This window comes from Lysinibacillus louembei (assembly GCF_033880585.1).
In the GTDB taxonomy this organism is placed as follows: Bacteria; Bacillota; Bacilli; order Bacillales_A; family Planococcaceae; genus Metasolibacillus; species Metasolibacillus louembei.
This window is the reverse complement of sequence record NZ_CP137624.1, coordinates 1,169,666-1,184,970: the sequence shown is the minus strand read 5'-3', so window position 1 is coordinate 1,184,970 and position 15,305 is coordinate 1,169,666. Positions and strand designations below refer to the sequence as shown.

The 15,305-nt window shown below is 40.3% G+C and carries 11 protein-coding genes and 1 other annotated feature; all 11 genes read right to left on the bottom strand.

Annotated features, from left to right (window positions below; translation table 11 throughout):
• Window positions 1-77: 77 nt before the first annotated feature.
• A complete protein-coding gene (gene tuf / locus R6U77_RS05790; protein ID WP_293924102.1) occupies window positions 78-1,265 on the bottom strand; it encodes an elongation factor Tu in 1,188 nt (395 codons plus the stop codon).
• A 128-nt stretch (window positions 1,266-1,393) separates the two neighbouring features.
• Window positions 1,394-3,475, bottom strand: a complete 2,082-nt coding sequence (fusA, locus tag R6U77_RS05785) for an elongation factor G (protein ID WP_293924099.1) — start codon at window positions 3,473-3,475, stop codon at window positions 1,394-1,396.
• Window positions 3,476-3,538: 63 nt separating this feature from the next.
• Window positions 3,539-4,009 (bottom strand): 30S ribosomal protein S7, encoded by a 471-nt coding sequence (gene rpsG / locus R6U77_RS05780; protein WP_066168849.1) that lies wholly within the window; start codon window positions 4,007-4,009, stop codon window positions 3,539-3,541.
• 38 nt (window positions 4,010-4,047) lie between these two features.
• A complete protein-coding gene (rpsL, locus tag R6U77_RS05775; RefSeq protein WP_293924094.1) occupies window positions 4,048-4,467 on the bottom strand; it encodes a 30S ribosomal protein S12 in 420 nt (139 codons plus the stop codon).
• 98 nt (window positions 4,468-4,565) lie between these two features.
• Window positions 4,566-4,814 carry a ribosomal L7Ae/L30e/S12e/Gadd45 family protein gene (locus R6U77_RS05770; RefSeq protein WP_042478612.1) on the bottom strand — a complete coding sequence of 83 codons (249 nt, stop codon included), beginning with the start codon at window positions 4,812-4,814 and terminating at the stop codon, window positions 4,566-4,568.
• A 175-nt stretch (window positions 4,815-4,989) separates the two neighbouring features.
• Window positions 4,990-8,676 carry a DNA-directed RNA polymerase subunit beta' gene (gene rpoC / locus R6U77_RS05765; RefSeq protein ID WP_319837777.1) on the bottom strand — a complete coding sequence of 1,229 codons (3,687 nt, stop codon included), beginning with the start codon at window positions 8,674-8,676 and terminating at the stop codon, window positions 4,990-4,992.
• A gap of 153 nt (window positions 8,677-8,829) precedes the next feature.
• The gene (gene rpoB, locus R6U77_RS05760; protein ID WP_319837776.1) at window positions 8,830-12,393 is read right to left on the bottom strand and encodes a DNA-directed RNA polymerase subunit beta; all 3,564 of its coding nucleotides are present in this window, start codon (window positions 12,391-12,393) and stop codon (window positions 8,830-8,832) included.
• A gap of 328 nt (window positions 12,394-12,721) precedes the next feature.
• A complete protein-coding gene (locus R6U77_RS05755; protein ID WP_319837775.1) occupies window positions 12,722-13,324 on the bottom strand; it encodes a class I SAM-dependent methyltransferase in 603 nt (200 codons plus the stop codon).
• An 85-nt stretch (window positions 13,325-13,409) separates the two neighbouring features.
• Entirely contained in the window at window positions 13,410-13,772 is a 363-nt protein-coding gene (gene rplL, locus R6U77_RS05750) for a 50S ribosomal protein L7/L12 (protein ID WP_319837774.1), read from the bottom strand.
• Window positions 13,773-13,848: 76 nt separating this feature from the next.
• Window positions 13,849-14,349, bottom strand: a complete 501-nt coding sequence (gene rplJ / locus R6U77_RS05745; RefSeq protein ID WP_293924078.1) for a 50S ribosomal protein L10 — start codon at window positions 14,347-14,349, stop codon at window positions 13,849-13,851.
• A 34-nt stretch (window positions 14,350-14,383) separates the two neighbouring features.
• Window positions 14,384-14,528: a sequence feature (ribosomal protein L10 leader region), on the bottom strand.
• 48 nt (window positions 14,529-14,576) lie between these two features.
• A complete protein-coding gene (gene rplA / locus R6U77_RS05740; RefSeq protein ID WP_293924076.1) occupies window positions 14,577-15,275 on the bottom strand; it encodes a 50S ribosomal protein L1 in 699 nt (232 codons plus the stop codon).
• Between the last annotated feature and the right edge of the window lie 30 nt (window positions 15,276-15,305).

Here is a 15,305-nt window from a genome sequence, read left to right as displayed (position 1 = left end):
TCCCCTTTCTTTAAGTTTACAGTAAATACAAAAAAAACCTCAAGAGCGTCCCCTTGAGGTTTTAAGAAAAGATGAAATTATTTTTGGATAGAAGCAACTACGCCAGCGCCTACAGTACGGCCACCCTCACGGATAGAGAATTTAGTACCTTCTTCAAGAGCGATTGGAGCGATAAGTTCTACTGTCATTTCGATGTTATCGCCAGGCATAACCATTTCTACGCCTTCTGGTAAGTTACAGATACCTGTTACGTCAGTTGTACGGAAGTAGAACTGAGGACGGTAGTTAGAGAAGAATGGAGTATGACGGCCACCCTCTTCTTTTGATAAAACGTAAACTTCTGCTTTGAAGTTAGTGTGTGGAGTGATTGAGCCTGGTTTAGCTAATACTTGACCACGTTGGATTTCTTCACGAGCTACACCACGAAGTAATGCACCGATGTTGTCACCAGCTTCAGCATAGTCTAATAATTTACGGAACATTTCAACGCCTGTTACAGTTGTTGATTTAGCTTCTTCAGCGATACCAACGATCTCAACTACGTCACCAACTTTAACTTGACCACGTTCAACACGGCCAGTTGCTACTGTACCACGACCAGTGATAGAGAATACGTCCTCTACTGGCATCATGAATGGTTTGTCAGTTTGGCGCTCTGGAGTTGGGATGTACTCATCAACAGCGTTCATTAATTCAACGATTTTTTCTTCCCACTCTGGCTCACCTTCAAGAGCTTTAAGAGCAGAACCTTTGATAACTGGTAGATCATCACCTGGGAAGTCATATTCAGAAAGTAGGTCACGGATTTCCATTTCTACTAATTCTAATAATTCTTCGTCGTCTACCATATCACATTTGTTCATGAATACTACTAAGTAAGGAACACCTACTTGACGAGATAAAAGGATGTGCTCACGAGTTTGTGGCATTGGACCATCAGCAGCAGATACTACTAAGATACCGCCGTCCATTTGCGCAGCACCAGTGATCATGTTTTTAACATAGTCAGCGTGTCCTGGGCAGTCAACGTGTGCATAGTGACGAGAATCAGTTTCATACTCGATGTGAGAAGTGTTGATTGTGATACCACGCTCTTTTTCTTCTGGAGCGTTATCGATATCAGCATATGATTTAGCTTCTCCACCCATTTTTTTAGCAAGAACTGTTGCAATAGCAGCAGTTAAAGTAGTTTTACCATGGTCAACGTGACCAATTGTACCAATGTTAGCATGCGTTTTCGAACGGTCAAATTTTTCTTTAGCCATTAGAGAAAGCCTCCTATAATCTATGTTTTAGTTTTTTATGTTATGAGTGCTGGCTTAAACCGGGCCCAGCTAAGCCAGTCAATCATAGCTTACAAATTAGTTATACTTTATGCAAGATGAAATTTCAATTATTCACCTTTATTTTTTTTGATGATATCTTCTGCAATTGATTTTGGTACTTCTTCATAGTGGTCAAACACCATTGAGAATACACCGCGACCTTGTGTTGCAGAACGTAAAGTTGTTGCATATCCGAACATTTCAGATAGTGGCACCATTGCGCGTACTACTTGAGAGTTACCACGAGCTTCCATACCTTCTACACGTCCACGACGAGCAGTTACGTTACCCATGATATCACCAAGATACTCTTCTGGAATTACAACTTCAACTTTCATCATTGGCTCTAAAATAACTGGGCTACATTTAGAAGCAGCAGCTTTTAAAGCCATAGAAGCAGCAATTTTGAACGCCATTTCGTTTGAGTCAACATCATGGTAAGAACCATCGAATAATTTCGCTTTGATGTCGATTAATGGGTAACCAGCGACAACCCCACGGTCAAGCGAGTCACGAAGACCTGCTTCAACTGCTGGAATATATTCACGTGGTACTACACCACCAACGATAGCATTTTCAAACTCGAAGCCTTTACCTTCTTCGTTTGGTGAGAACTCGATCCAAACGTCACCGTATTGACCACGACCACCTGATTGGCGTGTGAATTTACCTTGAACTTGAGCTGAACCACGGAACGTTTCACGGTAAGATACCATTGGCGCACCAACGTTACATTCAACTTTGAATTCACGTTTCATACGGTCAACTAAGATGTCTAAGTGTAACTCACCCATACCAGAGATGATTGTTTGACCAGTTTCTTGGTCAGTGTGGGCACGGAATGTTGGATCTTCTTCTTGTAACTTAGAAAGTGCTTGACCCATTTTATCTTGGTCAGCTTTTGATTTAGGCTCTACAGATAAAGAGATTACTGGCTCTGGGAATTCCATTGACTCTAAAATAACAAGGTTTTTCTCGTCACATAAAGTGTCACCAGTAGTCGTATCTTTAAGACCTACAGCAGCAGCGATGTCACCAGCGAATACTTTCGAAATTTCTTCACGGCTGTTCGCGTGCATTTGTAGAATACGACCTACACGCTCACGTTTACCTTTTGTAGAGTTTTGTACGTATGAACCAGAATCTAAGATACCTGAGTACACACGGAAGAATGTTAATTTACCAACGAATGGATCCGTCATAACTTTAAATGCTAAAGCTGAGAATGGCTCATCGTCAGAAGATTTACGCTCTAACTCTTCATCTCCATCAACTGAAGTACCTTTAATTGCTGGTACATCAACTGGTGATGGTAAGTAATCAATAACTGCGTCTAGCATTTTACGAACACCTTTGTGTTTGAATGCTGTACCACAAATTACTGGGTAGAATTCTACCGCGATTGTCGCTTTACGGATAGCTGCCTTTAATTCAGCAACAGTGATTTCTTCACCTTCTAAATACTTCTCCATAAGGTCTTCATCAACACTTGCAACAGCATCGATTAATTTCTCACGGTATTCTTCAGCTTGTGCTTGATATTCTTCAGGAATCGCTTCACCTTCACGAACCGCTGTACCTTCTTCGTTATCGTAGTAAGTTACAGTCATTTCGATTAAGTCAATAATTCCTTTGAACTCATCTTCCGCACCAATTGGTAATTGGATTGGATGTGCATTTGCTTGTAAGCGGTCATGTAAAGTGCCTACAGAGTATAAGAAGTCTGCACCCATTTTATCCATTTTGTTAATGAATACAATACGTGGTACACCATAAGTAGTTGCTTGACGCCATACTGTTTCAGTTTGTGGTTCAACACCTGATTGAGCATCAAGTACTGTTACCGCACCGTCAAGTACACGTAAAGAACGTTCTACTTCTACAGTGAAGTCTACGTGTCCTGGTGTATCGATAATATTTACGCGGTTGCCTTTCCATTGAGCTGTTGTCGCAGCAGACGTGATTGTAATACCACGCTCTTGCTCTTGCTCCATCCAGTCCATTTGAGAAGCACCTTCGTGAGTTTCACCGATTTTGTGGATTTTACCAGTGTAATAAAGGATACGCTCAGTTGTCGTTGTTTTACCAGCGTCAATGTGAGCCATGATTCCGATATTACGTGTATTCTCTAGTGAGAATTCGCGTTTCATAGGAAATTTCTCCTTCCATATTCGGTTAAGGCTATATTAGTTAATTAATTAGCGTGTAAAATATTACCAACGGTAGTGAGCAAATGCTTTGTTCGCTTCTGCCATTTTGTGCATATCTTCACGTTTCTTAACTGAAGCACCAGTGTTGTTTGATGCATCTAAGATTTCGTTCGCTAAACGCTCTTCCATTGTTTTTTCACCACGAAGACGAGCGTAGTTTACTAAATAACGAAGACCTAAAGTTGTACGACGCTCTGGACGTACTTCTACTGGTACTTGGTAGTTAGAACCACCTACACGACGAGCGCGTACTTCTAAAACTGGCATTACGTTGTTTAATGCAGCTTCGAATACTTCAATCGGATCATTACCAGAACGCTCTTTTACTAATTCGAACGCACCGTATAAAATCTTTTGAGAAGTACCTCTTTTACCATCAATCATCATTTTATTGATTAAACGAGTTACTAGCTTTGAATTATAAAGTGGATCTGGTAACACGTCACGTTTGGAAACAGGACCTTTACGAGGCATGTGTTTTCCTCCTTTCAAGTGATAAATAAATTAGTTAATTATTTCTTTTCTTTAGGGCGTTTTGCACCGTATAGAGAACGTGATTGCATACGGCCGTTTACACCAGCAGTATCAAGAGCACCACGTACGATATGGTAACGAACACCCGGTAAGTCTTTTACACGACCGCCACGGATAAGAACAACACTGTGCTCTTGTAAGTTGTGGCCTTCACCTGGGATGTACGCAGTAACCTCGATTAGGTTGCTTAAACGTACACGAGCGTATTTACGTAACGCTGAGTTAGGTTTTTTAGGCGTCATAGTACCTACACGAGTACAAACACCGCGTTTTTGTGGAGATTTAACGTCAGTTAAAGATTTTTTAAATGAGTTATAACCTTTGTTTAACGCTGGTGAATTTGATTTCGTGATTTTAGATTTACGAGGCTTACGTACCAATTGGTTAATTGTAGGCATCGATTTTTCCTCCCTTCGTTCATTCCTTGTTAATACCACACATCCAGGTGGTTCATTTTTAGGGTAAAAACAAAGTCTTTGTGTATATTACACAAAAACTACATCGCAGTAATCGCAATAACCGCAGCTCCAACATGAATGCCGCAAGCTTTTCCAAGTTCTTTTTTAGACTCGACCAAAGTAATTGGTATACCGATTTCTTTCGCGAGAAGAATGGCCGGATCGGTTACCCAACTGTCAGCATCGAGTGCGACAAAAAGCTCTGTAACTTGACCAGCACGCATTGCTTTCACTGCTTGCTTTGTACCTATGATTGTTTGACTAGCCTTTACTTTATTATAAGACATTTGCATATCCTCCAAAGCATAGACAGTTAACTATCAACCTTAAATATATTATCATCCTCTACTTACACCTGTCAACTATTTATTTTGAAAAAGAGGCCTTCTTGAAGTCAGTTAGTTAACTTTTGTAATAGATTTGAAAATTCCGGCAGAGAATTGCTCTCTACCGGAATTCAGATTACTCAGCTGAAGTTAATTCTTCTTCCGTTTCAGCATCTTGCTCAATACGGATTTGACGGTAACGTTGCATACCAGTACCTGCTGGAACAAGTTTACCGATAATTACGTTTTCCTTCAGACCAAGAAGCTCATCACGCTTACCTTTAATTGCTGCATCTGTCAACACACGAGTTGTTTCTTGGAACGATGCTGCTGATAAGAATGATTCTGTTTCCAGAGAAGCCTTTGTAATACCAAGAATTACAGGGCGGCATGTTGCTGGATTTTTACCATTTAAAATAATATCAGCGTTCGCTTCGGCAAATTGGTGTACATCTAATAATGAGCCTGGTAGTAAATCTGTGTCACCAGCTTCAATTACACGTACTTTGCGTAGCATTTGGCGAACCATTACTTCAATGTGTTTGTCTCCAATTTCTACCCCTTGCATACGGTATACTTTTTGTACTTCTTTTAGTAAATATTCTTGTACTGTAGATACGTCTTTTACTTTTAACAATTGTTTTGGATCGATTGAACCTTCAGTTAATAATTGACCTGGTTCAACTGTATCGTTTAATTGTACTTTCAAACGTGCATTGTAAGGTGCTTGATATTTACGTGTTTCCACTTCACCTTGAACAGTAATTTCTTTTAAGCCTTCTCGAATTTCTTCGATATCAGATATTACACCACCAACTTCCGAAATAACCGCTTGCCCTTTCGGATTACGTGATTCGAAAATTTCTTGGATACGTGGAAGACCCATCGTAATATCGTTTCCGGCTACCCCACCTGTATGGAATGTACGCATCGTTAACTGTGTACCAGGCTCACCGATTGATTGCGCTGCGATAATACCTACCGCCTCACCTACTTCAACCTCTTCGCCTGTTGCTAAGTTCATGCCGTAACATTTTTTACATACACCGTGCTTCGTATTACATGTGAATGCTGAACGGATTGTTACTTGCTCGATACCCGCATCATCAATTGCACGCGCTACATCTTGCGTAATTAAACCATCACGCTCTAAAATAACCGCACCTGTTTCTGGGTGATAAATTGTTTTCTTCGTATATCGACCAATTACACGCTCATCTAACGCTTCAATTAGCTCGTTACCTTCCATTAATGCACCGATCAATAAACCGCGGTCTGTGCCACAGTCATCTTCACGTACAATAACGTCTTGTGCAACGTCTACTAAACGACGAGTTAAGTAACCTGAATCGGCTGTTTTTAATGCTGTATCGGCAAGACCTTTACGCGCACCGTGTGTAGAGATGAAGTACTCTAATACCGTTAAACCTTCACGGAATGAAGATTTGATTGGTAACTCGATGATTCGACCAGCCGGGTTGGCCATCAGACCACGCATACCTGCTAACTGTGTAAAGTTTGATGCGTTACCACGAGCTCCTGAGTCAGACATCATAAATATTGGGTTTGTTTTTTCTAACGATTTCATCAGCTTCGATTGAATTTCATCTTTCGCTGCTGACCAGCTAGAAATTACACGGTCATAACGCTCTTCTTCCGTAATTAAACCACGACGGAATTGAATCATTACTTTATCTACTTTTGCTTGCGCTTCATCTAAAATAACGCCTTTGTCTGGTAATACGACGATATCAGATACACCAACCGTAATACCTGCACGAGTAGAATATTTAAAGCCTAAATCCTTCATACGGTCTAACATTTTTGATGTTTCCGTAATATGGAATCGTTTAAATACTTCAGCAATAACATTACCTAAGAACTTTTTGCGGAATGGTGGCACAACTGGCACAGATGCAAAGTGTTTTTGTAAAACAGCTTTACGTTGCGCTTCAATTTTTTCGGCTTCTGATAACTCAGCATAGCCTTCTGTTGCCTCTAATTCAGCTAATTGCTCTGCGTCAATTGTTAATTTTGCAAAGTATTTTTCAGGCGTTTTTTGCTCTAAGTTGATATCTGTTGGCTCGTTAATATACGGGAATGTCTCCGGTAAAATTTCGTTGAAAATAACTTTACCAACAGTTGTTAATAAGAACATTTGGTTTTGCTCTTCTGTGAATGTTTGGTTATTCACAGAGTTTGCACGAATCGCAATACGTGTGTGTAAATGTACATGACCCGTTTGGTATGCGATTAACACTTCGTCTGGACCGTAGAAAATAGAACCTTCACCACGAGCATTTTCACGCTCAAGCGTTAAGTAATAGTTACCTAATACCATATCTTGAGACGGTGTAACTACTGGTTTACCGTCTTTTGGGTTCAGGATGTTTTGTGCTGCTAACATTAATAAACGAGCTTCGGCTTGTGCTTCTGCTGATAATGGAACGTGAACCGCCATTTGGTCACCATCGAAGTCAGCGTTATACGCTGTACATACTAATGGGTGTAGACGAATTGCACGACCTTCTACTAATGTCGGCTCGAACGCTTGAATACCAAGACGGTGAAGCGTCGGTGCACGGTTTAGAAGTACTGGATGCTCACGAATAACATCTTCTAATACGTCCCAAACCTCATTGTGCAAACGTTCAATTTTACGCTTTGCACTCTTAATGTTATGAGCTAGACCACGCTCTACTAATTCTTTCATAACGAAAGGCTTAAATAGCTCGATAGCCATCTCTTTTGGAAGACCACATTGGTACATTTTTAAGTTTGGTCCTACTACGATAACGGAACGACCAGAATAGTCAACACGTTTACCTAGTAAGTTTTGACGGAAACGCCCTTGCTTCCCTTTCAACATATGAGAAAGTGATTTTAAAGGACGGTTACCCGGACCTGTTACTGGACGACCACGACGACCGTTGTCAATTAAAGCATCTACAGCTTCTTGTAACATACGTTTTTCGTTTTGTACGATGATGCTTGGTGCACCAAGGTCTAATAAACGTTTTAAACGGTTGTTACGGTTGATAACACGACGGTAAAGGTCATTTAAGTCTGAAGTAGCAAAGCGTCCACCATCTAATTGCACCATCGGACGAAGCTCTGGTGGAATAACAGGTAGTACATCTAAAATCATCCATTCTGGTTTGTTGCCAGAGTTACGGAAAGATTCCACTACTTCAAGGCGCTTAATCGCACGTGTGCGACGTTGACCTTGCGCTGTTTTTAATTCTTCTTTTAATGTTACTGTTTCGCTCTCAAGGTCGATTTTCTCAAGCAATTTTTTGATTGCTTCCGCACCCATCGCTGCATCAAACGTTGCACCAAATTTTTCGCGGTAAGCACGATATTCTTTTTCAGAAAGCAATTGCTTGCTTTCTAAGTTTGTATCTGCTGGATCAATTACGACATAAGACGCAAAATAAATAACTTCTTCAAGCGCGCGTGGAGACATATCTAAAATAAGACCCATACGGCTAGGAATACCTTTAAAATACCAAATATGAGATACAGGAGCTGCTAGCTCAATATGTCCCATACGTTCACGACGTACTTTCGCACGTGTTACTTCTACGCCACAGCGATCACAAACTACACCTTTATAGCGTACGCGTTTATATTTACCGCAATGACACTCCCAGTCCTTTGTAGGTCCGAAAATGCGCTCACAGAAAAGACCATCCTTTTCTGGTTTTAATGTACGGTAGTTGATTGTTTCTGGCTTCTTCACTTCGCCGTATGACCAAGAACGAATCTTATCTGGAGAAGCTAAGCCAATTTTCATATATTCAAATTCATTAACGTCTATCAAGGAGCCTACCTCCCTTTAGTCTGAGTCTTTATAAAGACTTTTCCGTAGCTCGACATTTATCTAATCTTGCAAAAGAATATGACTGTCTGAAAAGCGATTGAATGCGACACTTCTCAGACAGTTCATTACTATTTTATTGAAATGTTAATCTTATTATTCAACAGTTTCTACTGCGTCGTCTTCCTCATCAGCTGGTATAATATTTAATGCATCAGCCGGTTGAAGATCTTCTTCCTCGTCAAGATCACGAAGTTCTACTTCTTCATCGTTGATTGTTAGCATTTTTACATCCATACCTAGTGATTGAAGCTCTTTAATTAGAACTTTAAACGATTCAGGAACGCCTGGCTCTGGTACACTTTCACCTTTAACGATTGCTTCGTATGTTTTCACACGTCCTACAACATCATCTGATTTTACAGTTAAAATCTCTTGTAATGTGTATGCAGCACCGTATGCTTCAAGTGCCCAAACCTCCATCTCACCGAAGCGCTGACCACCGAATTGTGCTTTACCACCAAGCGGCTGTTGCGTTACTAATGAGTATGGTCCTGTTGAACGTGCGTGTAGCTTATCATCAACCATATGCGCAAGTTTAATCATATACATGATCCCTACTGATACACGGTTATCAAATGGCTCACCTGAGCGTCCATCATACAGGATTGTTTTACCATCACGGTCCATACCCGCTTCTTCCATCGTTTCCCAAACGTCTTCTTCGTTGGCACCATCAAATACTGGTGTTGCCATATGAATACCTAAATAACGTGAAGCCATACCTAAGTGTAGCTCTAGCACTTGTCCGATATTCATACGTGAAGGTACGCCAAGTGGGTTTAACATGATATCAACAGGTGTACCATCTGGCATAAACGGCATATCTTCTTCTGGTAAAATACGCGAAATTACCCCTTTGTTACCATGACGTCCAGCCATTTTATCCCCAACTCGAATTTTACGCTTTTGAACGATATAAGCACGAACTAATTGGTTAACACCTGGTGGTAGCTCATCGCCATCTTCTCGATTGAACACTTTTACATCAAGTACGATACCGCCGGCTCCGTGTGGTACACGTAGAGACGTATCACGTACTTCACGAGCTTTTTCACCGAAGATTGCATGTAATAAGCGTTCTTCTGCAGTTAACTCAGTAACCCCTTTAGGCGTTACTTTCCCTACAAGAATATCACCATCGCGTACTTCCGCACCGATACGGATAATACCACGCTCATCTAAATTGCGTAGTGCATCTTCCCCAACGTTCGGAATATCACGTGTAATTTCTTCAGGTCCAAGCTTCGTATCGCGAGACTCTGATTCATATTCTTCAATATGAACAGATGTGTATACATCGTCTTTTACAAGGCGTTCACTCATAATAACAGCATCTTCATAGTTGAAGCCGTCCCATGTCATGAAGGCTACTAATACGTTGCGTCCAAGCGCTAACTCGCCTCTTTCCATTGATGGACCATCTGCCAAAATATCTTTCGGCTTCACGCGGTCACCAACTTTAACAATCGGGCGTTGGTTATATGATGTACCTTGGTTTGAACGAACGAATTTTTGTACTTTATATTTCGTTAAATCGCCTTTAACCTCTTTGCCATCAATTGTTTCAATACGACGAACGTGAATTGAACGTGCTTCTACATGCTCAACAATTCCTTCGAATTTTGCTACAACTGCGGCACCTGAGTCACGCGCATCTACATGCTCCATACCTGTACCTACGAAAGGTGCTTCAGGATTTAATAATGGAACAGCTTGACGTTGCATGTTCGCACCCATTAACGCACGGTTCGAGTCATCGTTTTCTAAGAACGGTATACACGCCGTGGCAACAGATACTACCTGTCTTGGTGATACGTCCATATAGTCGATTTTTTCTCTTTTGAATACCGTGTTATCGCCTCGGAAGCGTCCTACAACCTCTTCCATCGTAAATGTTCCATCTTCATTTAAGATAGAGTTTGCTTGTGCTACAACGTAGTTATCTTCTTCGTCAGCCGTTAAATAATCGATTTGCTCTGTTACTTGACCAGTATCAGGATCAACACGACGGTACGGTGTTTCAATAAAGCCAAATTTATTAATCTTCGCAAATGATGAAAGCGAGTTAATTAATCCAATGTTTGGACCCTCTGGCGTTTCAATCGGACACATACGACCATAGTGGGAGTAGTGAACGTCACGCACTTCCATACCTGCGCGCTCACGCGTTAAACCACCAGGCCCTAATGCTGATAAACGACGCTTGTTCGTTAATTCTGCAAGCGGGTTTGTTTGGTCCATGAATTGCGATAATTGAGAGCTACCAAAGAATTCTTTAATAGACGCAATTACAGGGCGGATATTGATTAATTGCTGTGGCACGATTGCCGCTGTGTCATTAATCGACATACGTTCACGTACAACACGCTCCATACGAGATAAACCGATACGGAATTGGTTTTGTAATAGCTCACCAACAGAGCGAATACGACGGTTTCCTAAATGATCGATATCGTCTGTATTCCCAACACCATAAAGTAAATTGAAGAAATAAGAAACTGAAGCTAAAATGTCAGCTGGAACAATATTTTTCACTTCTTCTTCAACATACGCATTTGAAATTACATTAATTTCTTTTTGCGATTCATCATTTGGTGCATAAATTTTAATTGTTTGAATTGTCACATCGTCCTCTAATACACCACCAACCTGTGATAGCTTTCGGAAGCCAATGCCATTTTCTAAATAAGGAATTAGCTTATCTAGCGTACGACGATCAAGAACAGTTCCTTTTTCAACTAAAATTTCGCCTGTTTCTGGGTCTGCTAATGTTTCTGCAATCGTTTGGTTAAACAAACGATTTTTAATATGCAGCTTTTTATTCATTTTATAGCGACCAACATTCGCTAAATCATAGCGTTTCGCATCAAAGAAGCGAGAGTATAATAAGCTTTTCGCACTTTCTACTGTAGGTGGCTCACCTGGACGTAGGCGCTCATAAATTTCAAGCAGCGCTTTTTCTGTGCTTTCTGTATTATCTTTTTCAAGTGTATTGCGTAAATATTCATTATCACCAATAATATCGATGATTTCTTGATCTGAACCAAAGCCTAATGCGCGTAGTAAAACTGTAACCGGAAGTTTACGCGTACGGTCGATACGAACATAGACAACATCTTTCGCGTCTGTTTCATATTCAAGCCATGCACCACGGTTTGGAATAACTGTTGCACCAAAGCCTTTTTTACCGTTTTTGTCCGTTTTATCATGGAAGTAAACACTTGGCGAACGAACTAACTGCGAAACGATAACGCGCTCAGCACCATTAATAATGAATGTGCCTGTTTCAGTCATCAATGGGAAGTCCCCCATGAAAACATCTTGCTCTTTTACTTCACCTGTTTCCTTGTTGTGTAAACGTACTTTTACACGCAATGGTGCAGCGTACGTTACGTCACGCTCTTTACATTCATCTACTTCATACTTAGGTTCCCCTAAAGCATAATCAACGAATTCAAGCGCAAGATTACCTGTAAAATCTTCGATTGGTGAAATATCGTGGAACATTTCACGCAACCCTTCTGCAAAGAACCACTCATAAGATGCTGTTTGGATCTCGATTAAATTCGGAAGCTCAAGCACCTCTTTAATACGCGCAAAACTTCTACGCTGGCGGTGTCGTCCGTACTGAACTAGTTGACCTGTCAACTTATTCACCCCTCAATAAAGCGATAATAGGTCTTTGCAAAACCACACAAATGATGTATGATTTCGAAAGACAAAAAGAAAACGAGTCTCAAAAAGATCTCATTTTCGGTTAACTAAACTTAATTCTTCATCCATACGCCCATTAAATCAGAATTCTAATATAAAAGGGCATACTTCCTCAAAATAATAATTTTGCATTTTATTATATTATCACAGTCAATTTGTCAAGTCAATAATTTAGAGTGAATTGACTTGACAAAAAGTACTTTGTTTAATTAATTACACCTCAATGTAATTCTGTCCCGATTTCTTTGAGCATGCAATTTAATTAAGGCTTTTATTTTTTCGCGCGTACGATCCAATAGCCTTTTTTCTTCTCAACAACTTCTACTTCTGCAAAAAGCTCTTCCAAATGACTAACCGTCGATGGTGCACCTTGCTTTTTTTGAATAACAACCCACAGCTCACCACTAGCGACTAGCATTTCATACGCTTCATCATAAAACTTAAAAATCGTTTCTTTCCCCGCACGAATAGGAGGGTTAGTTAAAATAGCTGCAACTTCTGTTTGGGGCATTACATTTGCCAATCCATCACTTTCGATTATTCGTACATTTTGAATCCCGTTTATTTCTGCATTTTTTTGTGCTAATGCAATGGCACGAGAATTAATATCCATCATGTAAATAAAACGATCTGGATGAGCCTTCGCTAACGCCAACCCAATTGGTCCATAGCCACAACCTATATCCATAACCGCCCCTTCAATCACAGGCATTTCAAACGTGTCAATTAGTACACGGGAGCCAAAATCTACTTCACTTTTACTAAAAACGCCCGCATCCGTTTCAAATACAAATTCCGATCCGAGCAATGTAAATTTCCATTTACGTGGCTTGCTCTCTACTTGCGGCTTATTAGAATAATAGTGCTCTGACATATCGTAGCACCTCCCCACAAAAGAATTAGGTAAAAAAACAAGCCCGTCATACGACGAGCTTGTCTTTTATTTGTTTAAGCAGAAATTATTTAACTTCTACAGTAGCGCCAACTTCTTCAAGTTTGCCTTTGATTTCTTCTGCTTCTTCTTTAGAAATGCCTTCTTTAAGAGCTTTAGGAGCGTTGTCAACAACCTCTTTAGCTTCTTTTAAGCCTAAGCCAGTGATTTCACGAACCACTTTGATTACTTTGATTTTTTCGCCACCAGCGCTAGCTAGTACTACATCAAATTCAGTTTTTTCTTCAGCAGCGCCTGCAGCACCACCAGCAACTACAGCTACAGGAGCAGCCGCTGTTACACCGAATTCTTCTTCGATTGCTTTTACTAAATCGTTTAATTCAAGAACTGTCATAGCTTTGATAGCTTCTAAGATTTGCTCTTTGTTCATTTTAATTTCCTCCTACATTAGGTTATATTTTAGATTTTAGGCGGTTACGCCAATAGTTTGTGAAGTCCAGTAGCGATTAAGCGCCTTGTTCTTCTTTTTGTTCTGCAACTGCTTTCGTTGCAAGTGCGAAGTTGCGCACTGGTGCTTGAAGTACAGATAAAAGCATAGAAAGTAGACCTTCGCGTGATGGAAGTTCTGCAAGAGCTTTAACATCTTCAAGTGATGCAATAGTGCCTTCGATAATACCTGCTTTAATTTCTAACGCTTCGTTCTTTTTAGCGAATTCGTTAATAATTTTAGCTGGAGCTACAACATCTTCATTTGAGAATGCGATAGCGTTTGGACCTGTTAAATGTTCATTAATACCTTCAACGTTTGCAATTTCAGCAGCACGGCGAGTTAAAGTGTTTTTGTATACTTTGAACTCTACACCAGCTTCACGAAGTTGTTTACGAAGCTCTGTTACTTGAGCAACAGTAAGACCGCGGTAGTCAACAACTACTACAGATGCAGCAGCTTGGAACTTTTCAGCGATTTCTTGTACTTGAACTTTTTTTGTTTCAACAGCTTTGCTCATTTGATGACACCTCCTATTAGAATGAGTCATTTATACCGACAAAAGAAAGCCTCTATATCTAAGCAGACATAGAGGCAGAAAGTCATCATCTTAAAAAGATTCCGAATTCCGTTGTCCTCGGTAGGATGATTAAGTGCCTAACGCACACCTACTGTCTACGGTACAAATGGATAATTCACAACAGGAACTACTATAACAAATAGTTCAGCTGTTGTCAACTATATTTATTATTTAATTACTACGTTAGCAGCGTCAACTTTAACAGCTGGGCCCATTGTAGTAGTTACGTTTACAGATTTCATGTAAGTACCTTTAGCTGCAGCAGGTTTTGCTTTTTGAACTACATCAAATACAGCTAAGAAGTTTTCTACTAATTTACCTGTTTCGAAAGAAGCTTTACCGATAGGAGCGTGGATGATACCATCTTTAGCTGCACGGTACTCTACTTTACCAGCTTTGATTTCTTCGATTGCTTTAGTTACATCGAAAGTAACTGTACCTGTTTTAGGGTTTGGCATCAAGCCTTTCGGACCTAATACACGACCAAGTTTACCAACTTCACCCATCATGTCTGGAGTAGCTACGATTACATCGAAGTCAAACCAGCCTTGTTGGATTTTTTGGATGTACTCAGCATCGCCTACATAGTCTGCACCAGCTGCTTCTGCTTCTTTAAGTTTTTCACCTTTAGCGAAAACTAATACGCGTTGAGTTTTACCAGTACCGTGTGGAAGTACTACTGCACCACGGATTTGTTGGTCGTTTTTACGAGTGTCGATCCCTAATTTGAATGCTACTTCTACAGTTGCATCGAAGTTCACTGTGCTAGTTTTTTGTGCTAGCGCGATTGCTTCTTCTACAGAATATAATTGAGTACGGTCAATTAATTTAGCTGCTTCTTGCAGTTTTTTACCTTTTTTAGCCATTATAATTTCCTCCTTGATTGTGGTTATAGC

Bases quoted from the DNA above. Each gene is read 5' to 3' on its own strand.
- fusA (WP_293924099.1), bottom strand. From the start codon at position 3,475: ATGAAACGCGAATTCTCACTAGAGAATACACGTAATATCGGAATCATG.
- rplL (WP_319837774.1), bottom strand. From the start codon at position 13,772: ATGAACAAAGAGCAAATCTTAGAAGCTATCAAAGCTATGACAGTTCTT.
- R6U77_RS05770 (WP_042478612.1), bottom strand. From the start codon at position 4,814: ATGTCTTATAATAAAGTAAAGGCTAGTCAAACAATCATAGGTACAAAG.
- rpsG (WP_066168849.1), bottom strand. From the start codon at position 4,009: ATGCCTCGTAAAGGTCCTGTTTCCAAACGTGACGTGTTACCAGATCCA.
- rplJ (WP_293924078.1), bottom strand. From the start codon at position 14,349: ATGAGCAAAGCTGTTGAAACAAAAAAAGTTCAAGTACAAGAAATCGCT.
- rpsL (WP_293924094.1), bottom strand. From the start codon at position 4,467: ATGCCTACAATTAACCAATTGGTACGTAAGCCTCGTAAATCTAAAATC.
- R6U77_RS05755 (WP_319837775.1), bottom strand. From the start codon at position 13,324: ATGTCAGAGCACTATTATTCTAATAAGCCGCAAGTAGAGAGCAAGCCA.
- rplA (WP_293924076.1), bottom strand. From the start codon at position 15,275: ATGGCTAAAAAAGGTAAAAAACTGCAAGAAGCAGCTAAATTAATTGAC.
- tuf (WP_293924102.1), bottom strand. From the start codon at position 1,265: ATGGCTAAAGAAAAATTTGACCGTTCGAAAACGCATGCTAACATTGGT.